The following is a 23591-nucleotide window of genomic DNA, read 5'->3' as shown; positions in this document are numbered from 1 at the left end:
CGGGGGCTGCTCCCAGGTCGGTTTCGTTGCTGGTTTGGCGAACCTTGAAATCGTAGCCGACATGTGTATGCCGCCCGCTTCCCGTTTTGCGGGCTGAGAAGCGGGCGGCGTGGGTGCGCTGCTGTGTTTACGGGCGCCAGTCGATCAGGATGCCGTCGTAGAGCTCCGCGTCGGTGAGCTCCAGGGGGGTCGGGCCCGCGTGGAAGAAGGCCGTGTTGTCGGTCTTCAGTTTGCGGAGGTAGTCGAAGGCCTTGTTGTCGTGGTCGCCGAACGCGACGAAGGAGAAGAACACCGAGGGGTGGGTCTTCGCGGCGTCGGTGAGGGACTGGGTGGCGGGGGTCTTCGCGTCGGGGGCGCCGTCGGTCTGGAAGACCACCAGGGCGGGGGTGCCGGGGGTGGCGTTCTTGTCGTAGTGGGCGAGTACGGCCTCTACGGCGGCGTGGTAGCTGGTGCGGCCCATGCGGCCGAGGTTGGCGTGGGCCTCGTCGATGGCGTTCTCGGGGGAGGCGGGGGTGAGGTCGGTCGTGCCGTCCACTTCCGTGGAGAAGAAGACGACGTGGACGGTGGGGGCGTCGGGGGTGAGGTGCGTTGCGAGGGCGAGGGTCTGGTCGGCCAGGGCCTGGGCCGATCCGTCCTTGTAGTACGGGCGCATGCTCGCGGAGCGGTCCAGGACGAGGTAGACGCCGGCTCGGGTGCCGGTGAGGTTGGCCTTGGTGAGGGCGGTTGACGCGGCGTCGCCGGCGACCACGGCCTCGGCTTCGCCTTCGGCCGTTTCGTTCCCACCCGCACCACCCGTGACAGTCTCGTCGTCGGGTGCAAGTGGCCCCTGTGGGGCGTCCTCGCCGTCGGCGACCGCGGGTTCGTCCGCTGCCGCGGCAAGGGTCGGCTGGGGCTCGGGTTCGGCGGTCACCTCGTCAGCGGCCTCATCGGGAACCTCTGCGGCCTCGGCCTTCGGCTCGGCGGTTTCGGGCTCCGCTGCCGTGGGCTCTTCCGCGACCGGTTCCTCGGCCGCCGGCTCGGTCAGCGGCGGTTCCGGTGTCTCTTCGGCTACGGGCTCGGTCGCCTCGGGCTCGGCTGCCTCTGCCTTGGGCGCTTCCACCTCGGTCGGGGCCGGCTCAGGCGTGGATTCCGCCTCAGCGGTCACCGTCGGCTCAGCAACCTCGGCAACCTCAGCCGACTCAGCGGCCGGCTCCTCAACCGCGGGCTCCTCGACCGCAGCCTTCGCCTCCGTCGGCTCCTCCGCAGGCGCCACTTCCGCAGCCTCCGTCGGCTCCTCCGCCACCGGCGCCTCTGCCACCGGTGCCTCTGCCGTCTGCTCCTCCGCCACCGGCTCCTGGACCGCCGGCGCCGCAGTGTCCGCCGGTTCCTCGGCCGCCCGCTCTGCAGGCTCCGTCGGCTCCGTGCCCCCCGGCTCTGTCGGCTGGGCCGGCGCCGGGACGGTGACGTTGTCGAAGGCCGCCGAGACCAGTTCGTGTTCGTCGTCCTTCGGCGGTTCCGGGGTCTCCGTGCGGGGCTCCGGGACGTGGGCGGAAGGGGTCGGTTCCGGGGCCGGGGAGGGGGACGGGACCGTGGGTGCCGGTGTCTGCGAAGGCGTTCCGTCGGCACCCTCTGTTTCGGAGGCACGCCCCTTGCGTGACCTGCCGAACGCATTCCGCAGGAGAGTGAGAATGCCCATGTGCGCAACCCTTCGCGTGAGTTGAAGCCCGTCAATCGCTGGCCAGGACGGACACGTAAGGTTAGCGGCCCCAGATGGCGATCTTGGGCAGGGGCGGAAGAGGGAAATCGTCCTGTGTCAATAGCGCCTGGACTCAAGGGCGTTCACTCATCGTTCATCTCTCGGCGATGCCCCCGCGCCTACGTCCTCCTATCGTCACGTTCACACCAAGGAGTAGTAAGGGGACAGTAAAGTGCGCAAGCTGCTGCCGCTCATCACGACGCATCCGGGTGGGCGGTCCGCCCTCACCTGCCGTTTCCGGTGTGGTGACGCCTGTTTCCATGACGTCCTCAACACCAGCGACAACGAGTACGTCGGCGACGTCATCGCCGGTGCCTCGTCGCCGGGGATCCCGATGACCCCGCCACCTACTTCGCCGGGTTCCCGAAGGACGCGTCAGTCCGATCTCCTGCCCGGACAACGTCGCCGTGCCGACGGGAGCGGAGACCTGCGGTCCCGTGATCCAGGAGCGGCGCGTGCTCGTCGCCGTACAGCATCCGGGAGAACTCGACGGGGCGTCCGTGGAGAAGCCGGCGAGCACCTGGCCGGACGGGCCCGGGCGGATCACCCGGCCCGCCGTGGTCGCCGTGTGGCGCAGGGACGGCCGCGACATCGGCGTCTGAGGCGTCCGGGGCGTCTGAGGTGCTTGGCGGTGTTCCGGGCGTCTCGGGTGGCTGAGAATCGGCTACGGGAGCGTCGGGACCGGGGTGCGCGGGTGCCGTGCGGCCCTCGCACCCTCCAGTTCCAGCCATTCCCGGTACGCCGGACCGTCATCCCCGCTGGTGAAGTGTGAGACGCACCAGCAGCGCGCGGTGGTCGGTGTCGGACACGTGCAGGAACCGGGCGTCGCTCGCCGAGAACTCCTTGGAGACGAGCACATGGTCGATCTGGGCGCCGATCACCGGGGCGGTGCGGGCCGGCCAGCTGGGGGTGCGGTCGTGGCCGGCGAGCCGGGCGGCGTCGCGCAGACCGGTGTCGAGGATGCGGCGGAAGGCCTCATGGTCCTGGGAGGCGTTGAAGTCGCCGGCCAGGATCAGCGGTGCGCGGGTCGCGGCGGCCGAGTCCCGCAGCCGCCCGAGTTCGCGGCTCCACAGGCCGACCTGGCCGGGCAGCGGGGGCATGGGGTGCGCGAGCTGGAGCCGTACGGCGTGTCCGCGCACGTCGGCGACGGCGCCGGGCATGCCCATGGTGCCGGTGACGGGGGCCGTGCCCCGCAGCCGGAAGCGGCTGAGGATGACCGAGCCCCCGGAGCCGTCCGCCTCGACGGACTGCCGGTAGGGGTAGTCGGTGCCGAACTCCCGGCGCAGGGTCGCCTGGCAGGTGTACTCGCACTCCTCCACGAACACGATGTCCGGTCTCCTGGCGCGGATGACGGGGACGAGGGAGCCGGTGCCGCGCCCGAACTCGACGTTGGAGGTGAGCACCTCGACGTCGGCGAGCGGGGTGCCGTGCGGTTCGCCGGACGGCCCGTACGGACGGATGAACCACGCCAGCAGGGCGAGGACGGCCAGACACCACACCAGGCCGAGCCGCCACCGCGCGAGGAGGGCGAGGAACACGGCCAGTGCGGTGGGCACCAGCAGCCAGGGAAGGAACGCGAGGACCTGCGGGATCGGCGTGACGCCGTCGGTGCCGGCGGCTCTGCAGCCCACGACCACGCTGACGGCGGCCAGCAGCAGCCCGGCGCACCAGGCGCCGAGCCGCCGGGCTGAGTAGGTCACGCATCCCGAGATTACGGGCGGTCGTCGATCCGCGCCAGGAACCGCCTCAGCGCCTCGTCGAACTCCTTGGGCCGCTCCAGGTTCGGCATGTGGGCCGTGCCCTCGATCACGCACAGGGTCGAGTCCGGGAGGGCCGCGTGCATCGCGTCCGCCTCCCGGACCGGCGTGTACTCGTCGTCCTCGCCCACGACGACCAGGGCCGGGACGCCCACCCTCGTCAGCAGGTCGCGGTAGTCGGGGCGGGCGGCGCGGGCGCGCAGGGCCGCCGCGGCGGAGGCCGGGGACGTGCCCGTCATCATGCGGTGGACATGCGCCTTGACCCGGGCGTCGGCGTAGGGGGCGACCATCTTCTCCAGGACCTCGTCGGCGTACCCGCGCATGCCCTCCCGCAGCAGACGGTCCGCCATGGCGTGGCGGGTGCGGACGCCCTCGGGGGTCTCGGCCGCCGGGAAGGTGTCGGCGAGGACCAGGCCCCGGACGCGGTCCGGGAACCGCCGGTAGCAGTCCATCGCGATCTGGCCGCCCATGGAGAGCCCGGCGATCACGCAGGTCTCCACTCGCTCCCGGTCCAGCAGCGCCTCGATGTCCTCGGCGAACTCCTCGAAGCGGGTCACCTCGGGGCCGGCCGGGGCGCCGCCGTAGCCGCGCAGGTCGGGGGCGATGACGCGGCGGCCGGGAGAGAACGCCTCGAGCTGCGGGTTCCACATCGTGTGGTCGAAGGGGTGGCCGTGGATCAGCACCAGGGGGATCGCCATGACCACGACCCTAGGTCGGCCCAACTCCTCGGTGCAATAAGATCTTTGCCCTCGGTGCAATCGATCCGTACAGGTCAGGGGGGCCTCGCATGGGACACGACTACCGGCGCATCGCCGACCGCATAGCCGCCGACATCGCCGCCGGACGCCTCCAGCCCGGCGAACGGCTGCCCCCGCAGCGGACGTTCGCCCGCCGGCACGGACTGGCCGCGTCGACGGCGGAGCGGGCGTACGGCGAACTCGTCCGGCGGGGCCTGGTCGTCGGCGAGGTCGGACGCGGCACCTTCGTACGGGCCGCTCCCCCGCGGCCGGGCGGACGCGCGCTCACCGAACCGGCGACCACGGCACCGGTCAACCTGGAGCTCAACTACCCTTCCGCGCCGGGCCAGGCGGAGCTCCTGGCCCCGGCCCTCGCGCCACTGACCCGCCCCGACGTCCTGACCGACGCCCTCCGCCCGGCCCCCGCCGCCGGCACCGCGGCGGCCCGCGAGGCGACGTCCGCCCTGCTCGGCCTCCCCGGCCACGTCCTGTTCACCGGCAACGCCCGGCAGGCCATCGCCGCCGCCCTCGCCTCCCTGGTCCGGCCGGGCGGCCGGGTCGGCGTCGAGGAGCTGACGTATCCGCTGGTCAAGGAGATCGCGGCGCGTATCGGCGGCACGCTGGTGCCGCTCGCCACGGACGGGGACGGACTGCTCCCGGACGCCGTGGCCGCGGCCCACCGCAGTGCTCCCCTGGCCGCCCTCTACGTCCAGCCGACCCTGCACAACCCGACCTCGGTGACCATGAGTGGCGCGCGCAGACGTCAAGTGGCGGCGGTCGCGAAGGACTTGAACATCCCGGTCGTCGAGGACCGCATCTGGTCCTTCCTGGCGGACGGTGCGGAGGAACGGCTCGCCGTCCACGCCCCGGGGCTCACCCATGTCGTCGACGGGCTCTCCAAGCGGGTCGCGCCCGGGCTCACCGTCGGCTTTCTCGTCGTACCGCCGCGCCGGGCGGAGGAGGTCGCGGACGTGGTGCGGTCCGGGGGGTGGAGCGCGGGGCGGTTCGCGCTGGAGGCGGCGGTGCGGTGGATCGAGGACGGGACGGTGGCCCGGCTGGTGGCTGCCAAGCGGGAGGACGCGCGGCACCGACAGCTGCTGGTTCGGCGATGGCTGGGCGGCTTCCGGGTGCGGTGCGATCCGCGGGCCTACTACGCCTGGTGGGAACTGCCCGCACCCTGGCGGGCGGACACCTTCACGGCCGCGGCGGCCAAGCACGGGATCGCCGTGACCCCGGGACCCGCCTTCGCCGTGGATTCCGGCCGGACGCCTGACGCCGTCAGGCTCGGACTTGCGTCGGCTGCTGTGCCGGATCTGGAACGGGCGCTGGCGACACTCGCCGCCGTCGCACGAGCCGGCCCCAATGGCCGCTGAGCCATGTGGTCAGAGCGACCCCCAGCCCGATCGCGACGAGCAGCCAGGCGGCCTCGCGCAAGGTCTCGGTGAGGGCGTCGTACACGGCGCCCGCGGCCGGACGGCGGGCCTCCTCGGGCAGGTCGGCCAGGGTGAGACTGCGGCCGACGACGACCGCGAGGCCCAGCAGCGCACCGCCGAGCGCGGTGCCGAGGGCGGTCGCGGTGAGCGCCCGGCGGCGGCGGACGGCGACCGCGATGCCCGAGAGGGCGAACACGACGGCCGCCACGGGGAGCCAGAAACCGGCGACTTCCAGCACGTGGAACCCTTTCCGGAGCCGGTCCAGGTCCTGGGCCGGGAGAACGTTGACCGCCGTGTGCTCGACCGGGATACGGCTGGCCAGCGGCATGTGGTCGTCGGCCAGCCGCTGCTTGACCTGCGCGGTGACGGGCGCGAGGTCGACCGTCACGTCGCCCTCGCGGTCGTCGCGCAGGGCCTGCAGCACCGCGTCGTGCAGGACCCGGTTGGCGGCGTCCCAGGCGGCGCGGAAGGCCTCGGTGCGGGTGAAGGAGCGCACCGCGTCCTGTACGAACGGGCGCACCGCCGAACGCATCGGGCGCACGTCGGCCCGGTCGCCGACCTCATCCATGATCCCGGCGCCCACGGTGTCCGCGACGGCGTTGCGGACGTTCGGGTCGGCGGCCAGCGGCGCCATCGTGGTGACGTACACGCCGGTGTCGGCGAGCCCGTACGCCGCCCAGGCCGCCAGCGCGCCGCAGGGCGCGAGCAGACAGGCGAGGGCGATCAGAGCGGCCGACAGGGCGCTCCTGAGGCGTGAGGGCACGCTCCCAGGCAACCGCCCGAGCGCCGGACCTGCGAGCGGTACGACTCCGTACGGGTGTACCGGTGCCGTCGCACCCGGTCAGCGGACGCGGTTGCCGACGGCGTCCTCGCGTGTGTAGTAGCGGTAGAAGAAGACGAGGAAGACGCCGGCCGTCACCACCACGCCCAGCGCGACCGAGCGCAGGACCGACTCGCCGGTCTGGCTGTAGAGGAAGCCGATCGAGGCGCCCGCGAAGGCGGACTTCACCAGGGAGTGCAGCTCCCGCCTGAGCAGCGGCGCGAAGGTCGCGACGGCGATGCACAGCACGATGAACACCGCGGCCGTCACGAAGCCGAACAGGATGTTCCAGCCGGTGATCTCACCGCCGCCACGGCGGTTGGCGGCCGCCCAGAAGCCGTAGAGGAGTCCGAGCACCACGGGGATGCCGTACCGCCCCGCGGTGTGGACGCGTTCGTCGAAGAGGTCGGGTGTACGGGTGGGGCGGGCGGCCCGGTTCGCCCGGACCCGCCCCATCATTCCGCCGGACGTGGATGCCGCATGAGCCATGAGAGCGCTCCTCTCTCTCCGCGCCTCCCTACCAATGCACACCTGGGGAAGGGGTCTGGCAAGTGGGGGGCCTGGCACGTGGGAAAGGGAAGGGGCAGGGCGGCGGACGGGGGCGGAAGGGCACGTTTGCAGTCCTGAGACCCACCTTTGCAGCCGCAGCGGTTACGGTGCTGCCGTACGTGATCGACGGGGGATGGGGAGGGACCGATGCCAGGAACCGTGCTGCTGCTCGCCGCCGCCCCGGCGGGCAAGGGGTGCTTGGTGGACGCGGCCTCCGTCCTCCCCGTCCTCGCCGCCGTCCCGCCGTCGGTGCTGGCGGGCACGGACACGGCCAACGTCGTCGAACTCGCCGACCCCCTGGAGCCGCAGGCCGTACTGACCCGGCTGCGGGCCGCCGCGGCGGCTCCCGGCCCGCTCACCGTCTTCGTCGCCGGACAGCTCCAACTCGACCGCCGCCAACGGCTTCCGCACCTGGCGCTGGCTCGGACGACCCCCTCCACGGTCCGTTACACCGGCCTGCCCTGGCACTGGATCCGGGAGGAACTCCGGCTGCGCCCCGCCGGTTCGACGACCCTGCTGCTCGATCTGCACGCGGACGCCGAGACCTGGGAGTGGCTGCGGGCGAACGCTCTGGACTCCGGCCGCACGACCGTGGTCCACGGGCGGATCGCGCCGCCGCCCGCCCGCAGGGAGGTGGCCGTGCCGACGTACATGAAGGCGGTGGCGACCCTGCTGAGAAGCGGCCGGCGTCCGCCCCTGGAACAGCTCCACCAGCAGGCGCTGAGCCGGATCGCCGACGAGGCACCGGGACTGGTGCTGACCGCGCCGACGCCGCCGCCCCGACAAGCGCCGGCCGTCGACGACCCGCACGCCGTCATCTCCGCCGCCGTCCGCTCCGGACGGCACCCCGACGCCGACGCGCTCGCCGCCCGGCACGAGCAGGCGGCCCTGAGGGCGTACGGTCCCGGTTCCGAGCCCGCGCTGCACTGGGCCGAGGTCCGGGCGGACCTGGCCATGTTCGCCGGGGATCCGGTGCGCAGCTGCCGTACCTGGCTGGGGGTGGCCGCCGCGCGGCTGACGGCGGGACAGGCTGCCGACGCGCCGCAGGTCGAGACGGCGGTGGACCGGGCGCACCACCAGTGGGGGCAGATCCGGGACCCGGAGGCGGCCCGCGAACTCGGGGCCCGGCTGGCGGACCTGCGCTCCCGGGTGCCCGGCCGCCGACAGGGGGCGCTCGACCATGTCCAGCGCCAGCTGCGTCAGTTGCAGACCCAGGGCTGAGCCGGCGCCCGGACGTCCCGCCTAGCCGGCGAGATACGCCAGCGCCCCCGACACCAGCGTCCGCACGCCCGGTGCGATCGTCGCGAGGTCGGGTGCGAAGCGGGGGCTGTGGTTGCTGGGGACGGCGAGGAACTTCTCCATCAGGTCCGCGCCCTCGGCCGCGTCCCAGACCTCGGCCGACGTCGTCGTCACGAACCAGTAGTCGTACGGGATCCCGCCCTCGGCCAGCCGCGGGAAGTCCTCGCTGCCCATCACCGGGCCGAAGTCCAGCACCGTCCCCGCCCCCAGCACCTCCTCGTGCACGGCGGCCACCCGGCGGTCGGTGTCCGCGTCGTTGACGGTCACCGGGAAGGTGGCGCCCACCCGGATCTCCGGTTCGCGGGGGCAGCCGGCGGCGAGCGCCTCGCCGGCCGCGATGCGTCGGATCGCCGCGACCATCCGCTCGCGCACCTCGTCGGACTGGGTGCGCAGGTTGAGGGCGATGCGTGCCTCGGAGGGGATGATGTTGTGCCGGGTGCCCGCCTCGATGCGCCCGACGGTCAGCACGGCCGACTCACGGGCGGCTATCTCGCGGGAGACGACCGTCTGCAGACGGGTGACGAGGTAGGCGGCGGTGACGACCGGGTCGACGGTCGTCTCGGGCCGTGAGCCGTGCCCGCCCCGGCCGTGCACGACGATGTCGATGTCCGTCGAGGCGGACATGATCAGCCCCGGGGTGTGGGCGTAGAAGCCCACCGGACCGGGCGCCGCGTGCTGTCCGAGCAGCACGTCCGGCCGGGCGAGCCGCTCGTACAGGCCGTCCGCCACCATCCCTGCCGCGCCCTCGCCGGTCTCCTCGGCGGGCTGGCCGACCACGAGCAGGGTGCCGCTCCAGGCATCCCGCCCCGCGGCCAGCGCCTCCGCGGCGCCCGCGAGCCAGGTCACGTGCAGATCGTGCCCGCAGGCGTGCATCACTCCCGGCACCTCGGAGGCGTACGGCAGCCCGGTCTCCTCGGTGACCGGCAGGGCGTCCATGTCCGCGCGCAGCAGGACCGTCGGCCCGTCGCCGTTCTGGAGCATGCCGGCGACGCCGGTGGCGCCGACGCCCTCCTCGACCTCGTACCCGGCCTTCCTCAGCCGCTCGGCGAACCGGGCCGCCGTGCGGTGCTCCTGGAGGGAGAGCTCGGGATGGCGGTGCAGGTCCCGGTAGAAGTCGGCCAGGTCGGCGACCGGGAGGTGGGCGGTGAGGTCGAGTGCGGCGCGGGCGGCGGCAGAGGTCACGGGAGGCAGCGTACGCAAGGCGGCCGCCGACGGCAGGGGGGAGTGCCGTCGGCGGCCGCGTTCTGGGGGCCCGGTGTCAGAACTCTTCTTCGGCCGGGGCCGGGTGATCGACGAGGTGGGCGAGCTGGTCCGCGGGCACCGGTTCGCCGTGCTGTTCGGCCTCTCGGGCAGCGGCAAGTCCTCCCTGCTGCGCGCCGGTCTCATCCCGAGGCTGCGGCAGGAGATCGCGGTACGCGCCTGCCCGGCCGCCCTGCGCATCCTCACCCCCGGCCCCACACCCGCCGCCACCTACGGACACCTGCTCAGTCCCGCGCCGGGGGAGCCCGAGAGCTGGGTCGTGGTCGACCAGTTCGAGGAGGTCTTCACCCTCTGCCACGACCGGCGGGAGCGCTCACGCTTCATCGACCTGCTGCTCGCCGCCCGCGACCCGGGCAGCGGGCTGCGCGTTCTGGTCGCCGTGCGCGCCGACTTCTACGCCCGCTGCGCCGAACACCGGGGCCTGGCGGACGCCTTGTCCGGCGCCGGGCTGCTGCTCGGCCCGATGACGGCCGACGAGCTGCGCGAGGAGGCGGCGGTCACCGGCCCGCGTCGTGGATCTGCTGTACCTGGCCGACCTCCCGCGCGTCGTCCGCCTTCGCCGGGACCGCGTTGGCGGCCAGCAGGAGGGCGGCCACCGCGACGATGGCTGCGCCGAGACCTCGGGCGTAACGCTCGGAGATGTTTCGGAGCACGGCAACCTCTCAATGGCGTTTCAACAGTGTTGTATTAAACGCGCTTAAGGTGCCGCTTAACCTAGGGGCTCCAGCGGACAACAGCAAGAGGGTCAGGGGGAGTTGGGGATGGCGGAACGTGACGATCCGGAGACCATCGGGCGCAGGGTGCAACAGTGGCGAGGAGAACGTGGGCTGACACAGCGGCAGTTGGCGGAGCCCGCGTACACGCCCGCCTACATCTCCACCCTGGAGGCCGGCCGGGTGCGGCCCTCCGACGAGGCGCTGCGGCACATCGCCGAGCGCCTCGGCGTGGCCTACGAGGAGCTGGTCACCGGACGACCGGCCCACCTCGCCACCGACCTGCGGCTCCGGCTGACCGGGGCGCAGCGCAGCCTCGCGGCCGGCGAGGTCGAGGAGGCCGCCGACCGGTACACCGCCCTGCTCGCCGAGGCCGAGGAGCACGACCTGGCCGACGTTCGGGCCGCCGCGCTGCTCGGACTCGGCGAGTGCGCCCTAGAGAGCGGCGAACTGACCGCCGCCCGCGGGTACTTCGAGCGCACCGAACAGGTCCTCGCCGACGCGCCGCTGCCCGCCCGGGTGCCGGCCCTGCGCGGGCGCGCCGTCTCCCACTACCTCGCCGGTGAACTCCGTTACGCCGTCTACCTGCTGGAGTCGACCCTCGACGAGCTGAACCGGGGCGGGCTGCACGACCCCGACGCGCTGCTGCTGCTCTACGCCAGCATCATCGGCCCCTACATGGACATGGGCGTCCACGCCCGCGCCGCCAAGGCCGCCGAGTTCGCGCTCGCCCTCGCCCCGCAGGCCGGGGACCCTGCGCTGGTCGCCCGGATGCACCGCTCGGTCGCCCGTACCCTGCTTGCCGAGGGACGCATCGCCGAGGCCGACGCCTCGCTCGCCAAGGCCGCCGAGCTGTACCGGACCCTGCAGCTGCGCACCGAGCTGGCCAACTGCCACTGGATGCGCGGGTACGTCTGCGCCCAGAACGGCGAACTGGAGCGGGCGGAGAGCGAGTTGCGGCAGGCCCTGAAGATGCTCTCGGCGGGCCGGGCCGCCCTCTACAGCAGCCAGGCCGCCGTCGAACTCGCCGACGTGCTGCACCGGCGCGGCAAGTCCGAGGAGGCCGCCGACCTGCTGAACGAGGTGCTCAGCACCCTCAACTCCGAACGCGGCGCCCTGCACTCCGCCGCCGCCCACCGCCTGCTCGGCATCATCGCCGAGGACGCCCGCGACACGGAGGCCGCCGAGGAGCACTACGTACGCGCCCTGAGCCTCCTGGAGCGGGCGGGCGCCGCCGGCGACCTCGCCGACCTGTGCCGTCTGCTGGGCGACCTGCTCCGCCGCACGGGCCGGGTCGAAGCAGCCCTCGACGCCTACCGCACGGGCCTCGGCCATCGCACGGCCCCCGGCACCACCACCCTAGGCCCGGCCCCGGCCCAGCCTCCCCTGTGACAAGGGCCCGCACGGCACCCGGGCAGGGGTGGCGGCCACCGCCTGGTGGTGGGCGGTGGCCGCCGGGCGAGGGCGCGCCGCTCCCCGTACGCGCGCTCGCCCGGGAAGCCCCGTGCCCGCTCGGGACGGCGGGAGACGCCCCGGTCGGCGTGGCGGTCACGGGGACGAGGGCTCGCGGGCGGTCCGGCGGGTCGGGCCGACGGTAGGGAACGCCACCGTGCGGGCGGCTCGGGAGAAGCACTCACAACGGGATCCGGCCACAGGCCGGCACACCGCCCGTGAACGCCCACCCGGGAGCGGCGCCACCGGGCTCGCCCTCGTGCGGCCGCTGCCAGACGCGCACCACAGCCGACGGTAGCGAGCGGTGCCCGCGCTGTGAAGCCCGGTCCGGGAAGCCGCTTCCCGGCAGCGCGATCGTCTCGCGCGGCGTCATCGACCAGGCCCTCGGCGTGATCATGGCCGGCCGCCGCTGCACCGCCGACGAGGCCTTCGAGCTCCTCACCCGCGCCTCCCAGCGCCGGAACATGAAGCTGCGCGACGTCGCCGCCGAGTTCGTCACCGGTGTCACGGGCGAGCCTCCTTCCCCGCGCCCTCCGGCACCGCGCAGGTCACCGCTGGGCGGCGAGGACACGACGACGTTTCGCTTCTCGGGCGACGGGTAGTCGGGGTGCGCCCCTGAGCGGGCTCGCCACGATTCACGAACCCTCCTCCGGGTGAACCCGCCCCGGGGAACCGTGGTCGATAATGGCCGCGCTGCGATTGAAGGAGGCGGTGGCCGTGCGGCCCAGGGACGACCGCGACGGCTTCTACGGTGACGGACCGGGAGACGATCCGCGTCGCGGCGGTGCCGACGCACCGGCGGAGCGCAGGATCAACCGGGTCCGGGCCGCCGACGTGATCGCCGAGGGGGTGCGGGGCGCCGAACCCCGCGAGATCCCCGGCCGGCTCTGCACGGTCGCGGTCAAGCTGCTGCCGGTGGCCGGTGCCAGCGTCTCCCTGCGCAGTGACGGCATGCCGATACAGCTCAGCGCCAGCGACGACCAGGCGGCCCATCTCGCCGAGGTGCAGGCCACCCTGGGCGACGGACCGTGCATGTACGCCGCCGAGATCGGCGCCCCGGTCCTCGCCTCCGATCTGACGGACGGCCCGGACGCACGCCGCTGGCCCGTGTTCGCGCACGAGGCGACCTCCCTCGGCGTCTCCGCCGTGTACTCGGTGCCGCTGGGCAACGACGCCGTCTGCGTGGGCACGCTCGACCTGTACCGCGACACCCCCGGCGAGCTCACCGAGCGCGAGGTACGCACCGCGCTGCTGGTCGCCAGCGTCATGACGATCGCGCTGATGGCGCTGCCCCGGCAGGCGGACAATGGACCGCCGGGCGGAGACGAACCCTGGCTGAGCGGCCTCGCCACCGATCACGACGAGGTCTACCAGGCCATCGGCATGATCATGGCGCAGCTCGGGGTCGACTCCGACGAGGCGCTGGCCCGGCTGCGTGCCCGCGCATTCGCGCAGAACCGCACGGCGCTCGAGGTGGCGCGCGACATCGTCATGCACAGGAAGAGGTTCGACCGTGACTGAGGGCGCTCCGGCACGCCGACCGGTGAACAGGCGTAGTGTCGGAGTGAGGAGGAACGGATGAACCGCGAGCTGCGGCTGACGCGTGCCTTCGTCGATCTGGCGGACACCCTCGCTGCGCACTTCGACCCGCTCGACCTGTTCGCCCGGCTCGGCGAGCACTGCCTCGGCCTGCTGGCCGTGGACGCCGTCGGGGTCGTGATGGCGGACTCACGGGGCGAGTTGCGCCCCATGTCCGCCTCCGAGGACGGGCTCGGCCGCCTCGACCTGTTCCAGGTGCAGCGGGACCAGGGGCCGTCCGTCGACTGCTACCGCACCGGGGAGCCGGTCGCCGCGGACGATCTGCGCTCCGGTGGCCGCTGGCCGGAGTACACCGAGTGCGCGCTGGCCGCCGGTTACGCCTCCATGCACGTGCTGCCCCTGCGCCTGGACGGGCGTCCGATCGGCGCGGTGGCGCTGGCGAACCGGCACAGCGACGTGCTGTCGGCCGCCGACCTCGTCGTCGCCCAGGGCATGAGCGACATCGCCGCGCTCACCCTGACCCACTGGCCGGCCGCGCCCAGGCGCCCGCACGACCTGCTGACGTCCCTGCAGGCGGCGGTCTCCGCCAAGGCGACCGTGGAACTGGCCAAGGGCCTGCTCGCGGAGACCGTGGGCATCTCCCTCACCCAGGCCTACGAACTGCTGCGCCGGCACGCGGAGAAACGGCAGCTCTCCCTGTCGACGGTCGCCCGCGCCCTCGCCGAACGCAGACTCGACCCACGGGAACTGCTGGAGGAGACCCCGGAGCCCCTCTGAGCGCTCCGCGGGTCCGTGCCGCTCAGACCTGTGCGCGGCCCTGTTTGCGTACGTCGGCCAGGCGTTGGAGGCCCTTCTGTACGGCCGTCGCGGTCACGTCGGGGGAGACGTCCCCGAGGCCGCCGTCGGTGACGGCGACGGTGTCCTCGCCGGCCCGGACCGCTGCGACGTCCAGTGTCAGCACGGTTGGCTCGCCGTCCGCCGCCGCGCCGGTCAGCGTGACCCGCAGCCCCTGCCGCGCGTCCCCGACCTCGGGCAGCCGCGCCTCCGTGACCTGCACGCCCTGCACGGCCCCGTACTGGGTGACGGCCGTGAACCGTCCGCACGTCCGCGGCAGCGCCCGCATCCAGTCCAGGGTCCGCGACACCTCCCCCGCGTCCAGCGTGAGCACCTGGTAGCGCAACTGGGCCTGGTCGAGGGCGTCGTCAAGCCCCACCACGGCCCGGACCCGGGCGTCGGTGCCGAACAGGTCGTCGGCGTACAGGGCGTCCAGCAGCCGACGGCAGTCGGGCGCGTCGGTGGTCGCCTTCAGTACCCCGTCCCGCCAGGTCGCCGCCCCCTGCGTGGGCGCCCAGGGGTCCCCCAGGTCCGCGGCCGTGACCAGCGCGGCCTGCGCCTGCGCCTCGGTGAGGGCGGGCGGCGCGGCAGGGGCGGTCGACGAGGGTTTCGCGGTCGGGGAGGCACCCCGCACCGGCTGCTCCGCCCCGTCCGTCAGAGCCGTGCAGGCGCTCGCGCCGGCGAGGACGGCGGCGGTGAGGGCGGAGGCGGCGAGGACGCGGGCGGGGGTGCGGGGCATCGGGGGCTCCTGACCGACGTACAGGACGGTGTACGTCTCCCACGGGACCATCGCCTCCGACGGCCCACCACCGAGCCGGGCCGTACGGGTTACGAGGACCGTTAATCCCTCGCGGCCCCGGCCGCCCCCGCGCTACGGTCGTCGCCATGCAGCGCGCCCAAGCCTTTTCCACGACGACGCCGGAGAACGTCCCGGCGCGCTGAACACCGGACTGGATGTCCGAAGCCCCGGGGCGAGTGCCCCGGGGCTTCGTCATACGTCGCCCGGGTCGCCCGTCCCTCCCGAGTGAGGAGGAGGACCATGCACGACCACCGACGTCTCGGCCGTGAACTGGCGCTGTTCGACACCGATCCGCTGATGGGCGCGGGGCTGCCGTACTGGCTGCCCGACGGCGCGACCGTGCGGCACGTGCTGGAGGAGTACGTGAGGGGGCTGGAGCGGGTGGCCGGGTACCGGCACGTGTACTCGCCGGTCCTCGGCAAACGCGAGCTGTACGAGATCTCAGGGCACTGGGCGCACTACGGCGACGACATGTTCCCGCCGATGCGGCTGGGCGGCGAGGAGGTCGTGCTGCGCCCGAGCCTGTGTCCCCACCACGCCCTGATCTACCGCTCCCGGTCCCACAGCTACCGCGAACTTCCCTTGCGTATCGCCGAGTTGGGCGGCATGTACCGCTCCGAGCCGTCCGGGGTGCTCGGCGGGCTGACCCGGGTGCGGTCCATCCAGCTCAACGACGCCCATGTCTTCTGCACCCTGGAGCAGGCGGTGGAAGAGGCGCGCGGGGCCTTGGAGTTGATCGGGCGGGCCTACGCGGACCTGGGCATCCGAGCCGCCCGTTACCGTCTCTCCCTCCCCGGCGAGGGCGGCAAGTACGTCGCGGACCCGGCCCTTTGGGAACGGGCCACCGCCCTGCTCCGCGAGGTGCTGGACGGGGCCGGCGTCGCCTACGACGCGGTCGAGGGCGAGGCCGCCTTCTACGGCCCCAAGATCGACGTGCAGATCGCCGACCCGGCCGGGCGCGAGTCGACCCTGTCCACCGTGCAGATCGACTTCCACCAGCCCGAACGCTTCGACCTGCACTACATCGGCGCGGACGGGGCGAGGCACCGGCCGGTCATGGTGCACCGCAGCGTCATCGGCAGCATGGAGCGGGCGGTCGCGCACCTCGTCGAACAGCACGGCGGCGCCTTCCCCGCCTGGCTCGCCCCCGTCCAGCTGGTGGTGCTTCCGGTGTCCGAGCAGCAGCGCCCGCAGGCGCAGGCCCTCCTGACCAGGGCCCTCGCCCGTGGTCTGCGAGCAGAGCTCGCCGGCCCCGAGCACGGCTCCCTCGGCGCCCGCGTCCGGGCTCACCGTCTGGTCCCCTACCAGGCGGTGATCGGCGAACAAGAGGCAACCGAGGGCCTGGCGGCCCCGCGCCTCCGCGACGGAACCCACCCCGGAGCCCTGCCGGCGGAGGAACTACTGCGCCGGATCGACGCCCGGGTGGCAGCCAGGAGCACCGACTTGTGGGCGCCCGCATAGGCATAAGGTCGGTCTCGTACCGATGGTGTGACGAAGAGGGAGTCCGCTGTGACCGGTCAGCCCGTTCCTGTGATCATCGACTGTGACACCGGTGTCGACGACGCCCTCGCCCTGCTGTTCGCGGTGCGGCACCCGGGGATCGATCTGCGGGCGGTCACCTGTGTCGCCGGGAATACGGACGTGGACGGCGTCGTGCGCAACACCCTTACCGTGCTGGAGCAGGCCGGTGCCCCGGAGATCCCCGTCGGCCGGGGCGCCGAGCGGCCGTTGATCGAGCCGGTGCGCACGGCACGGCATGTGCACGGGGTGGACGGCATGGGCGACATCGGTCTGCCCGCGCCGACCCGCGCCCCGGCCGACGTGGACGCCGTGACGCTGCTGCGCCGCGAGATCCTCGCCTCGCCGCGCCCGGTGACGCTGGTCCCGACGGCGCCCCTGACCAACATCGCGCTGCTGCTGCGGACGCACCCGGACGTGGTCCGCAACATCGAGCGGATCGTCTTCATGGGCGGCGCGGTCGCGACCGGGAACGCCACGGCGGTCGCCGAGTTCAACGTCTGGCACGACCCGGAGGCCGCCGCCGTCCTGCTCACCGCCGGCGTGCCGATCACGATGTACGGCCTCGACGTCTTCCAGCGGGTCGTGGTGCCGGGCGCGGACGTACGACGGCTGCGGGCGAGCGCGGAGCCCGGCACCCGTCTCGCCGGTGAACTCCTCGCCCACCGCCCGTCCTCGCCCGACCCGGACAGTGACGAGACCGCCGGCGGGCTCGGTGACGCGGGCGCGGTCTGCTCCGTCGCCGACCCGGCCGGCATCACCACCAGCCTGCTCCCCGTCGAGGTCTCCCTCGCCCCCGGACCCACCCGGGGTCAGACGATCGTCGACCGCCGCGCCCGCCCCGGCGAGTCCGAGATCCACGAGGGCGCCCGCGAACAGCCCCTGGTGGACGTGGCCTTGGACGTGGACGTGCCCCGCTTCGTCAAGCTGTGGCTGTCGGCGGTCGAGAGGCAGTGACGGCGCGCCGGCCGGCAAGGACGGTGCGGGTCACGGGGTTTCCGCGGTCCGCACCGACCACTTCTGTTCCACCTTCGCCACCCGCCAGTAGGTCAGCGCCGCCGCCCACACCACCACGAACAGGCCGACGATGACGTAGCCGACGTTGTCCAGGTCGAGGTCGGCTATCCAGCCCGTGACCGAGTCGGTCAGGTCGAACTTCTCGTGCAGGACGCCCACCAGCTCGATCGTGCCGATGAAGAAGGCCACCGCGATGGACAGGCCGGTGATGGTCAGGTTGTAGAAGACCTTGCGGACCGGGTTGGAGAAGGCCCACTGGTAGGCGAAGTTCATGAACGTGCCGTCCAGCGTGTCGAACAGGCTCATCCCGGCCGCGAAGAGCAGCGGCAGGCACAGGACCGCGTACCAGGGCAGCCCCGCCGCCGCGCCGGAGCCCGCCATCACCATCAGCGTGACCTCCGTCGCGGTGTCGAAGCCGAGCCCGAAGAGGAAGCCCAGGGGGTACATCTGGCCCGGGCGGGTGATCGACCTGGTGAGGCGGCCGAGGATCCGGTTCATGAAGCCCCGGGAATCCAGGTGCGCCTCGAGCTCCGACTCGTCGTACGTCCCCGCCCGCATCGCCTTGAAGACCTTCAGGATGCCCATCAGCGCCACCAGGTTGAGCGCGGCGATGACGTAGAGGAACGTGCCCGAGATCGTCGTACCGAGGAAGCCGAGCACCTTGTGGGTGCTTGAGTTCTCGTTCATGACCTTGCCGGCGAGTGCCGTGCCGCCCGCGATCATGGCGGCCAGCACCACGACCACACTGGAGTGCCCCAGCGCGAACCAGAAGCCCACCGACACCGGCCGTTTGCCGTCGGCCATCAGCTTGCGGGTGGTGTTGTCGATCGCGGCGATGTGGTCGGCGTCGAAGGCGTGCCGCACGCCCAGGGTGTAGGCGGTGACGCCGAGGCCGATGCCGAAGGCCTTGGAGCCGACCTCGTAGTGGCCGGGGACGACGAGGAGGAAGAGGATTCCGAAGGCGGCGACGTGGAGGGCGGCGATCACCGCCACCAGCCCCACGGTCTTGACGGTGTCCTCGCGCTGCCAGCGGAAAGAAGCAGCGTCGGCCATGTTCACGCTCCAGCACCTCGTGGATCATCTCGTGAGATGCCGTGGCCGGTCTCCTGGCTGACGGGTCGTGCGTCCCCGGTCCGCCTTCCCGGCCGTGGTGAAACGGCCAGTGGCTGTCCCGTGCGGGACGTGGACCGGTGACTTCCCGATCACAGTGGCGAGGGCCGCGTCGGCATCGCACCGACTTCCCGAACACCACGGCCCGCCCACCGTAGGGGGGAGCGGCCCTTCCTGCATAGCTGCGTACCTGTGCAGGTATCGAAGATCACAGAGGCGCGCCTGCGAGGATGTGCGCATGCATCTCGTCCCGGCCGACCGCGCGGACCGCCGCACCATCGATGGCCACCGGGTGTGCGACGCCATCGCCGCCATCGGTGACGAGGCCCATGTGCGCACCTGGGCCGACCGCTTCTCGCTGCTCGCCGACCCCAAACGGCTCGCGCTGCTGCTCGCCCTGCACCGCACCGGCCCGCTCGCCGTCTCCGACCTCGCGATCGCGACCGGCATGAACGACCCCGCCGTGTCCCAGGCCCTGCGCCTGCTGCGGGCGGCCGGGGTGGTGGCCGGCGAGAAGGAGGGCCGCGTCGTCCGCTACCGCGTGGTCGACGAGGACACCCGCCTCCTCCTCAAACACTGCACAGCCGACGGCACGTGACCGCCGACGGCACGTGAGGGCCGTCGGGTCGTGGGCGTCGACGGTTCGTGGGTGGGTGAGGGTGTGTGAGGGGTGGCGGTCGTGGGTGGGTGACGGCGTGCGGGGACCGACGTTCGTGGGGGGTGACGGTTTCTGGGGGCCGACGGGTCGTGGCGGTCGACGGGGCGGTCGTGGCGGTTGACAGCATGTGGCCATCAAGAGCTCGTGACCGCCGAGCCCTCATGCCCCGGGAACTCATGACCGCCGACAGCTCGTGACGGCGGACGGCACGGGAGCCTGACGGCACGGGAGCCCGACGGTGTGTGACAGTCGCCAGCTGATGACTGTTCGAGGGCACACGGCTGGCGACGACTCGTGACCAGCGACCGCACAAGGCTGACGAGGGCTCATGACCGCGAGGGAACACGCCCCGACGGCCAATGACCACCGGGGGCGTGGGCCCGTCGAAGGCTTATGACCAGCAACGGCACATCACCGGTCACGGCACATCACCGCTCATGACCAGCACCCGCACCGCACACCACCCGCACCGCACACCACCCGCACCGCACACCACCAGTGCCGCGTGCGAACGAACGCCCCGGAGCGGGGGATCTCCGGGGCGTTCGTCTTCGGGGGTGGTTCAGGAGCGGGCGCCGCGGCGGCGCTTGCTCGCGACGACGATCGCCGCGCCGCCCGCCAGGAGCGCCGCCGCGCCGCCGGCGATCAGGCCGGAGTTGCTGCCGCCGCCGGTCTCGGCGAGGCCGCCGCCACCGCCGTTCGGCGTGGCCGCCGGGACGGTGGTGGACGCCGAGGCGACCGGGGTGTCGGTCGAGGCCGGCGTCGACTCGGAGGCACTCGGTGTCGGGGTGGCGCTCTCGGAGGCCGGGGGCGTCGACGGCGGCGTGGAGGCCGGCGGGGTGCTCGGGGGCTGCGACTCGGTGTTCGTGCAGTCCTTCGTACCGCCGTTCCAGGACGCGATCAGCTTGTCCTTGATGACCGCGTGGTCCGGGCCGGCCGGCAGGTCCCCGTGCTGGAAACCGTCCTTGGCGTCCAGCTTGCCGTCGAACTTGGTGGCGCCGCGGTAGAGGTCGATCTGCGCGAAGCAGCCCGCGTCCGGCACCGCGATGTCCAGCGAGTCGGTCTGCCCGGACTTGACCGTCACGGTGTCGAAGTCGACGAAGACCTGCTGCCCCGAGGTCGCGAAGGTCGCGCCGTGGGCGAGGTAGGAGGCGAGCGAGGCGGTACAGGTGGAGGCGTCACCGGCGGTACGGACCTTGATGTGGACCTTGCCGTCGTCGGTGGGCTTCAGCGTCTGGTCGTCGACCTTCACCGAGTCGTAGAAGCTCGTGCCGTCCAGCGAGAACTGGCAGCGGTCGGCCTCCGTCTTGGTGCCGGCACCGGTGCCGGGCTTGTAGGAGCCGCCGGCCTTCCAGCCGTCGCCGCCCGGAGTTCCGCCGTGGGCCCAGGCGCCGGAGGCGGCGGCGACGGTTGCGGCGCACAGGGCGAGCGACGCGGCGCCCGTCCCCATGAGGCGGCGCACGGTGACACGTCTCACTATGGACATGCGGATCCCCATCTTCGCGTGCGTGACCCGGGCACGGCGGCGCGGGACAGCACGCGGCGGCCGGCCGTGCCGGGGAGAATGGTCTGTGAAAACACCAGGCCCATTGGTCACATGCGCCTCAGTGCGCTCACATGGTGGATGTCCCGGCCGAACGCTGTCAACCTGCGGTGATGCGCCGAAAGTTCAACCAGCCATCACGATTACGCCACAGTAGGAACGGGCGGATCCGCTTCCGTTCGACCGCCCGAACCTCCAGTCCCACACGGGCCGTACGACCGTGCCCGTAGGGCCGTACGACCGTTCCCGTGGGGGCTATCCCACCGTCGGGCTGGGGCTGGCCGCGGTGCCTCCCGCGCCGCCCGTGCCGGGCGAGGACTCGCCGGGCAGGATGGGGGGCTGGGTGGTGGTGTCCACCGGCGGGGTGAGCACGATCTGGGGCTGGCCCGCGAGCGGAGGCGGCGGGGTCAGGTCCTTGGCGGGCAGCTTCGGCGGGGTGGTCTCCTGGAAGAGCACCTGGTCGAAGTTGACCAGCCCGGTCTGCTCCATGACCGTGATGTGGTCCAGGACCGTCGCGTTGGCCTGGTCGGCCAGGGCGCGCACCACGGTGTTCTTGGTCGTGGAGCGGATCTTCGCGATCGTGTTGAAGATCGAACCGTGCGTCACCCGCAGGATGTTGGCGAAGTCCGTGTCGAACTGCTTGCCGCTGTCCGCCTTGAGGGTGTTGACGAAGCCGACCTGCTGGGGGCTCGCGATGTTGGGGATCGTGATGTTCAGCATCGTGCTGATCTTGCGGCAGCTGGCGTCCAGCGCCGCGTGACCGTCGATCAGGTGCTTGCTGGCGATCTTGACCGCCTGGCTCTGGCCCTTCTGCAGGCCCAGCTGGCCGACGGGGTACTCCCACAGACCGGCCGCGCGCACCTTGACCACGAAGTCGCGGTCCGACTCCGTCAGCGGACCCCACTGGGTCTGAGCGATGACTCTTGTTCCTGAGGCCGACACGGTGTTCACCCCGAGCATCGCGGGATAGGCGAGCGCGGCCAGAGTCAGACTCAGAGCACCGCCCACGAAGAGAGTTCCCGTCGCGTTCCGCGAAAAGCGCACCGTGCCTCCTGCCCGGTCGGGGATCCGCCGTCGTGCGGCGGGGTAGGACGGTGTGGAATACGGACCGGACCCGGGCGCGGAACCTTTTGGTTTGGTAAAAACCGGGGGATGTGAGCCATGTCTCCGGGGAGTTGGCGGTCCGGTTCTTCGGTGGCCATGACAAGGCGTTGACGGAATGTTGACCCGTTCACGGGAGAGTGCGGGGAACCCCCGACCTAGATTCGGCTCATGCCCCCACAGCCCGCGCCCAGGGTCCCCGCGGCCCTTCCCGTCCTGCCCTACCGCAAGCCCACCAAGGGCCGCGACTACTGGGTCATCGACGACGTCCTGCCGGACGTGGACGCCGTACGGGAGCGCTGTCTGGCGAAGGACGACTGGGTCAAGGGCTACCCGTACACCTCGGAGACCTGGCCGGGCCTGCGCACCATGCCGGGCCTGGAGCCGGACGAACTCGCCCGCGTCGAGCGCCTGGTGAGGAAGGCGACCGGGGCGAGGGACCTGTGGGTGCAGCAGGCGCCCGGCGGCGGCACGCTCAACCACAACTGCGTCCAGGTCGTGGGCGAGGGCGAGAGCGAGCCGCGGCCGCACACCGACTCACGGGCGCTGTGCCGGTACGCGGCCGTGCTGTATCTCAACCCCGGCGTCGGCAAGGACTGCGGTACCGCGTTCTACCGCCAGTCGCTGCCCGGCGGACGGCTCGGTGGCAACATCGTGCAGGCGCCGCACAACAACCTCGTCGAGGCGCTCGGCACCCGGTTCGTGCCCGGGGACCACTTCGAGGAGGACATACGGGTCCCGCACAAGTACAACCGGCTGCTGCTGTACCACGCCAACCTGGTGCACAGCGCGACCGGCTACTCCGGCAGCACGCTGGAGGACAAGCGGATGACGGCCGTCTTCTTCTGGATGGCCTGAGCCGGCCACGCCGGCCGCGGGGCTAGCGCACGCCCAGGCCGCCGCTGCCGAAAGAGCCGCTGGAGCCGGGCATCCAGCGCCGTCGGTGCTGGTCCTTGCCCGTCCTGCTCGACGAGGGATGCATCTCGTGGGGCATCAGCCGTTTCCCGTCCTCGGACAGCGGCACCTCGTCCGGTTCGCGCACCTCGCGCATCTCGCGGACGGCTCCGCCGTCGGGAAGGTGGGGCTGCTCGTCCGGGAGCGGCCGCGGCAGCTCACGGTCGCGCACCCGCATGCCGAACCAGAAGGCCCAGACCAGGGCGCCGGCGATGACCAGGCCACCGATGAAGGCGCCGACCACGTGGCTTATGTCCACCGACGTGGCCGCCATGACAAACGTCGCCGTACTCATGCCTCGATTATCGACCCAAACGCCGCGAAAGGGGAGGTCGAGCATGCGCATCGTCGCCTCCGACCCGGACCGACCCCGCCGGGCGGCGGAGGCGATCGACGCGCTCCTGGCCGCCGCGCTCGGACCGTTCGTGGCGCTCGAGCCCATCGGCTCCACCGCGGTCCCGGGCCTCGCGGCCAAGCCCGTGATCGACCTCATGGGCGCCGTCCCCGCCCTGACCGCCGCCCGCCCCCACGAGCCGGCCCTGGCGGCACTCGGCTTCCGGCTGCACTCGGCATGACCGACCGCCTCCTGTACGTCCGCGCCGACGCCGGCGTGCGCAGCCACATCCTGCACGTGGTGACGCCTGCACGTGGTGACGTACGACAGCCGGGCCCGCCGCCCACGCAAAACGCCCGGCTGGGAAACCCCGGCCGAGCGCCTGCATGAACCGCTCACGGCCTGATCAACACAACCACGTGTTGCAAC

Annotated in this window: 22 protein-coding genes, 2 pseudogenes and 1 riboswitch; of the genes and pseudogenes, 13 read left to right on the top strand and 11 right to left on the bottom strand. The window is 72.5% G+C overall.

Annotated elements, in window-relative coordinates; translation table 11 throughout:
* Nucleotides 1-127 precede the first annotated feature (127 nt).
* Nucleotides 128-1675 (bottom strand): VWA domain-containing protein, encoded by a 1548-nt coding sequence (locus ABZZ74_RS34290; protein WP_356771694.1) that lies wholly within the window; start codon nucleotides 1673-1675, stop codon nucleotides 128-130.
* Between the two features lie 375 nt (nucleotides 1676-2050).
* On the opposite strand from ABZZ74_RS34290, the pseudogene ABZZ74_RS34285 reads away from it, so the two are divergent.
* Nucleotides 2051-2337: pseudogene (locus ABZZ74_RS34285) on the top strand (phosphatase); the annotation flags it as partial.
* A gap of 147 nt (nucleotides 2338-2484) precedes the next feature.
* Here ABZZ74_RS34285 and ABZZ74_RS34280 read toward each other — a convergent pair.
* The gene (locus tag ABZZ74_RS34280; protein ID WP_356771692.1) at nucleotides 2485-3435 is read right to left on the bottom strand and encodes an endonuclease/exonuclease/phosphatase family protein; all 951 of its coding nucleotides are present in this window, start codon (nucleotides 3433-3435) and stop codon (nucleotides 2485-2487) included.
* Between the two features lie 11 nt (nucleotides 3436-3446).
* Nucleotides 3447-4190 carry an alpha/beta hydrolase gene (locus ABZZ74_RS34275; RefSeq protein WP_356771690.1) on the bottom strand — a complete coding sequence of 248 codons (744 nt, stop codon included), beginning with the start codon at nucleotides 4188-4190 and terminating at the stop codon, nucleotides 3447-3449.
* Nucleotides 4191-4279: 89 nt separating this feature from the next.
* On the opposite strand from ABZZ74_RS34275, the gene ABZZ74_RS34270 reads away from it, so the two are divergent.
* Complete coding sequence (locus tag ABZZ74_RS34270) at nucleotides 4280-5602, top strand: PLP-dependent aminotransferase family protein (RefSeq protein WP_356771688.1); 1323 nt, start codon at nucleotides 4280-4282, stop codon at nucleotides 5600-5602.
* Here ABZZ74_RS34270 and ABZZ74_RS34265 read toward each other — a convergent pair.
* Both ABZZ74_RS34265 and ABZZ74_RS34260 read right to left on the bottom strand, forming a co-directional pair.
* Nucleotides 5508-6425 (bottom strand): hypothetical protein, encoded by a 918-nt coding sequence (locus ABZZ74_RS34265; protein ID WP_356771686.1) that lies wholly within the window; start codon nucleotides 6423-6425, stop codon nucleotides 5508-5510. The genes ABZZ74_RS34270 and ABZZ74_RS34265 overlap by 95 nt on opposite strands.
* A 78-nt stretch (nucleotides 6426-6503) precedes the next feature.
* Nucleotides 6504-6971, bottom strand: coding sequence for a hypothetical protein (locus ABZZ74_RS34260; RefSeq protein ID WP_356771684.1), 468 nt, complete (start codon nucleotides 6969-6971; stop codon nucleotides 6504-6506).
* A gap of 207 nt (nucleotides 6972-7178) precedes the next feature.
* Here ABZZ74_RS34260 and ABZZ74_RS34255 point away from each other — a divergent pair, with 207 nt between their 5' ends.
* Nucleotides 7179-8252, top strand: coding sequence for a hypothetical protein (locus ABZZ74_RS34255; RefSeq protein ID WP_356771682.1), 1074 nt, complete (start codon nucleotides 7179-7181; stop codon nucleotides 8250-8252).
* 21 nt (nucleotides 8253-8273) lie between these two features.
* Here the strand turns inward: ABZZ74_RS34255 and ABZZ74_RS34250 are convergent, their stop codons facing one another.
* Nucleotides 8274-9512: an amidohydrolase gene (locus ABZZ74_RS34250; protein ID WP_356771680.1), complete on the bottom strand. Its 1239-nt coding sequence runs from the start codon at nucleotides 9510-9512 to the stop codon at nucleotides 8274-8276.
* A 79-nt stretch (nucleotides 9513-9591) separates the two neighbouring features.
* Between ABZZ74_RS34250 and ABZZ74_RS34245 the strand changes: the two are divergent.
* The 5 genes and pseudogenes from ABZZ74_RS34245 to ABZZ74_RS34225 all read left to right on the top strand — a co-directional run.
* A pseudogene (locus ABZZ74_RS34245) lies at nucleotides 9592-10104 on the top strand (hypothetical protein); the annotation flags it as partial.
* A gap of 247 nt (nucleotides 10105-10351) precedes the next feature.
* On the top strand, nucleotides 10352-11695 hold the full coding sequence (locus ABZZ74_RS34240) for a tetratricopeptide repeat protein (RefSeq protein WP_356771678.1): 1344 nt from the start codon (nucleotides 10352-10354) through the stop codon (nucleotides 11693-11695).
* A gap of 278 nt (nucleotides 11696-11973) precedes the next feature.
* Complete coding sequence (locus ABZZ74_RS34235; RefSeq protein ID WP_356771676.1) at nucleotides 11974-12357, top strand: ANTAR domain-containing protein; 384 nt, start codon at nucleotides 11974-11976, stop codon at nucleotides 12355-12357.
* A gap of 82 nt (nucleotides 12358-12439) precedes the next feature.
* Nucleotides 12440-13276 (top strand): GAF and ANTAR domain-containing protein, encoded by an 837-nt coding sequence (locus ABZZ74_RS34230; protein ID WP_356771674.1) that lies wholly within the window; start codon nucleotides 12440-12442, stop codon nucleotides 13274-13276.
* Between the two features lie 57 nt (nucleotides 13277-13333).
* On the top strand, nucleotides 13334-14071 hold the full coding sequence (locus ABZZ74_RS34225) for a GAF and ANTAR domain-containing protein (protein WP_356771672.1): 738 nt from the start codon (nucleotides 13334-13336) through the stop codon (nucleotides 14069-14071).
* A 22-nt stretch (nucleotides 14072-14093) separates the two neighbouring features.
* Here the strand turns inward: ABZZ74_RS34225 and ABZZ74_RS34220 are convergent, their stop codons facing one another.
* Entirely contained in the window at nucleotides 14094-14867 is a 774-nt protein-coding gene (locus ABZZ74_RS34220) for a hypothetical protein (protein ID WP_356771670.1), read from the bottom strand.
* Between the two features lie 285 nt (nucleotides 14868-15152).
* Here ABZZ74_RS34220 and thrS point away from each other — a divergent pair, with 285 nt between their 5' ends.
* Together thrS and ABZZ74_RS34210 are read left to right on the top strand one after the other, a co-directional pair.
* On the top strand, nucleotides 15153-16388 hold the full coding sequence (thrS, locus tag ABZZ74_RS34215) for a threonine--tRNA ligase (RefSeq protein ID WP_356771668.1): 1236 nt from the start codon (nucleotides 15153-15155) through the stop codon (nucleotides 16386-16388).
* 48 nt (nucleotides 16389-16436) lie between these two features.
* The gene (locus ABZZ74_RS34210) at nucleotides 16437-17402 is read left to right on the top strand and encodes a nucleoside hydrolase (protein WP_356771666.1); all 966 of its coding nucleotides are present in this window, start codon (nucleotides 16437-16439) and stop codon (nucleotides 17400-17402) included.
* A gap of 30 nt (nucleotides 17403-17432) precedes the next feature.
* Here ABZZ74_RS34210 and ABZZ74_RS34205 read toward each other — a convergent pair whose 3' ends face one another.
* On the bottom strand, nucleotides 17433-18515 hold the full coding sequence (locus tag ABZZ74_RS34205) for a HoxN/HupN/NixA family nickel/cobalt transporter (RefSeq protein WP_356771664.1): 1083 nt from the start codon (nucleotides 18513-18515) through the stop codon (nucleotides 17433-17435).
* Nucleotides 18516-18540: 25 nt separating this feature from the next.
* A riboswitch (cobalamin riboswitch) is annotated at nucleotides 18541-18730 on the bottom strand.
* Between the two features lie 80 nt (nucleotides 18731-18810).
* On the opposite strand from ABZZ74_RS34205, the gene ABZZ74_RS34200 reads away from it, so the two are divergent.
* Nucleotides 18811-19170: a metalloregulator ArsR/SmtB family transcription factor gene (locus tag ABZZ74_RS34200; RefSeq protein ID WP_356771662.1), complete on the top strand. Its 360-nt coding sequence runs from the start codon at nucleotides 18811-18813 to the stop codon at nucleotides 19168-19170.
* 622 nt (nucleotides 19171-19792) lie between these two features.
* On the opposite strand, the gene ABZZ74_RS34195 is transcribed toward ABZZ74_RS34200, so the two are convergent.
* Both ABZZ74_RS34195 and ABZZ74_RS34190 read right to left on the bottom strand, forming a co-directional pair.
* Entirely contained in the window at nucleotides 19793-20716 is a 924-nt protein-coding gene (locus ABZZ74_RS34195; protein ID WP_356771660.1) for an LAETG motif-containing sortase-dependent surface protein, read from the bottom strand.
* A gap of 312 nt (nucleotides 20717-21028) precedes the next feature.
* Entirely contained in the window at nucleotides 21029-21781 is a 753-nt protein-coding gene (locus tag ABZZ74_RS34190) for a DUF4142 domain-containing protein (RefSeq protein WP_356771708.1), read from the bottom strand.
* Between the two features lie 264 nt (nucleotides 21782-22045).
* On the opposite strand from ABZZ74_RS34190, the gene ABZZ74_RS34185 reads away from it, so the two are divergent.
* Nucleotides 22046-22732: a DUF6445 family protein gene (locus tag ABZZ74_RS34185; protein ID WP_356771658.1), complete on the top strand. Its 687-nt coding sequence runs from the start codon at nucleotides 22046-22048 to the stop codon at nucleotides 22730-22732.
* A 22-nt stretch (nucleotides 22733-22754) separates the two neighbouring features.
* Here the strand turns inward: ABZZ74_RS34185 and ABZZ74_RS34180 are convergent, their stop codons facing one another.
* On the bottom strand, nucleotides 22755-23123 hold the full coding sequence (locus tag ABZZ74_RS34180) for a DUF6479 family protein (RefSeq protein WP_356771656.1): 369 nt from the start codon (nucleotides 23121-23123) through the stop codon (nucleotides 22755-22757).
* 43 nt (nucleotides 23124-23166) lie between these two features.
* Here ABZZ74_RS34180 and ABZZ74_RS34175 point away from each other — a divergent pair, with 43 nt between their 5' ends.
* Nucleotides 23167-23403, top strand: coding sequence for a GrpB family protein (locus ABZZ74_RS34175; RefSeq protein WP_356771654.1), 237 nt, complete (start codon nucleotides 23167-23169; stop codon nucleotides 23401-23403).
* Nucleotides 23404-23591: the final 188 nt, after the last annotated feature.

It is taken from the genome of Streptomyces sp. NPDC006476 (assembly GCF_040612015.1).
In the GTDB taxonomy this organism is placed as follows: Bacteria; Actinomycetota; Actinomycetes; order Streptomycetales; family Streptomycetaceae; genus Streptomyces; species Streptomyces griseorubiginosus_B.
Note: the sequence above shows the minus strand (reverse complement) of the source record. Positions and strands in the feature narration are given on the sequence as shown.

What these genes read in the sequence shown, in the direction of transcription:
- ABZZ74_RS34290 (WP_356771694.1), bottom strand. Translation starts at nt 1,675, where the DNA reads ATGGGCATTCTCACTCTCCTGCGGAATGCGTTCGGCAGGTCACGCAAG.
- ABZZ74_RS34275 (WP_356771690.1), bottom strand. Translation starts at nt 4,190, where the DNA reads ATGGCGATCCCCCTGGTGCTGATCCACGGCCACCCCTTCGACCACACG.
- ABZZ74_RS34270 (WP_356771688.1), top strand. Translation starts at nt 4,280, where the DNA reads ATGGGACACGACTACCGGCGCATCGCCGACCGCATAGCCGCCGACATC.
- ABZZ74_RS34260 (WP_356771684.1), bottom strand. Translation starts at nt 6,971, where the DNA reads ATGGCTCATGCGGCATCCACGTCCGGCGGAATGATGGGGCGGGTCCGG.
- ABZZ74_RS34255 (WP_356771682.1), top strand. Translation starts at nt 7,179, where the DNA reads ATGCCAGGAACCGTGCTGCTGCTCGCCGCCGCCCCGGCGGGCAAGGGG.
- ABZZ74_RS34240 (WP_356771678.1), top strand. Translation starts at nt 10,352, where the DNA reads ATGGCGGAACGTGACGATCCGGAGACCATCGGGCGCAGGGTGCAACAG.
- ABZZ74_RS34230 (WP_356771674.1), top strand. Translation starts at nt 12,440, where the DNA reads ATGGCCGCGCTGCGATTGAAGGAGGCGGTGGCCGTGCGGCCCAGGGAC.
- ABZZ74_RS34225 (WP_356771672.1), top strand. Translation starts at nt 13,334, where the DNA reads ATGAACCGCGAGCTGCGGCTGACGCGTGCCTTCGTCGATCTGGCGGAC.
- ABZZ74_RS34220 (WP_356771670.1), bottom strand. Translation starts at nt 14,867, where the DNA reads ATGCCCCGCACCCCCGCCCGCGTCCTCGCCGCCTCCGCCCTCACCGCC.
- ABZZ74_RS34205 (WP_356771664.1), bottom strand. Translation starts at nt 18,515, where the DNA reads ATGGCCGACGCTGCTTCTTTCCGCTGGCAGCGCGAGGACACCGTCAAG.
- ABZZ74_RS34200 (WP_356771662.1), top strand. Translation starts at nt 18,811, where the DNA reads ATGCATCTCGTCCCGGCCGACCGCGCGGACCGCCGCACCATCGATGGC.
- ABZZ74_RS34195 (WP_356771660.1), bottom strand. Translation starts at nt 20,716, where the DNA reads ATGTCCATAGTGAGACGTGTCACCGTGCGCCGCCTCATGGGGACGGGC.
- ABZZ74_RS34185 (WP_356771658.1), top strand. Translation starts at nt 22,046, where the DNA reads ATGCCCCCACAGCCCGCGCCCAGGGTCCCCGCGGCCCTTCCCGTCCTG.
- ABZZ74_RS34180 (WP_356771656.1), bottom strand. Translation starts at nt 23,123, where the DNA reads ATGAGTACGGCGACGTTTGTCATGGCGGCCACGTCGGTGGACATAAGC.
- ABZZ74_RS34175 (WP_356771654.1), top strand. Translation starts at nt 23,167, where the DNA reads ATGCGCATCGTCGCCTCCGACCCGGACCGACCCCGCCGGGCGGCGGAG.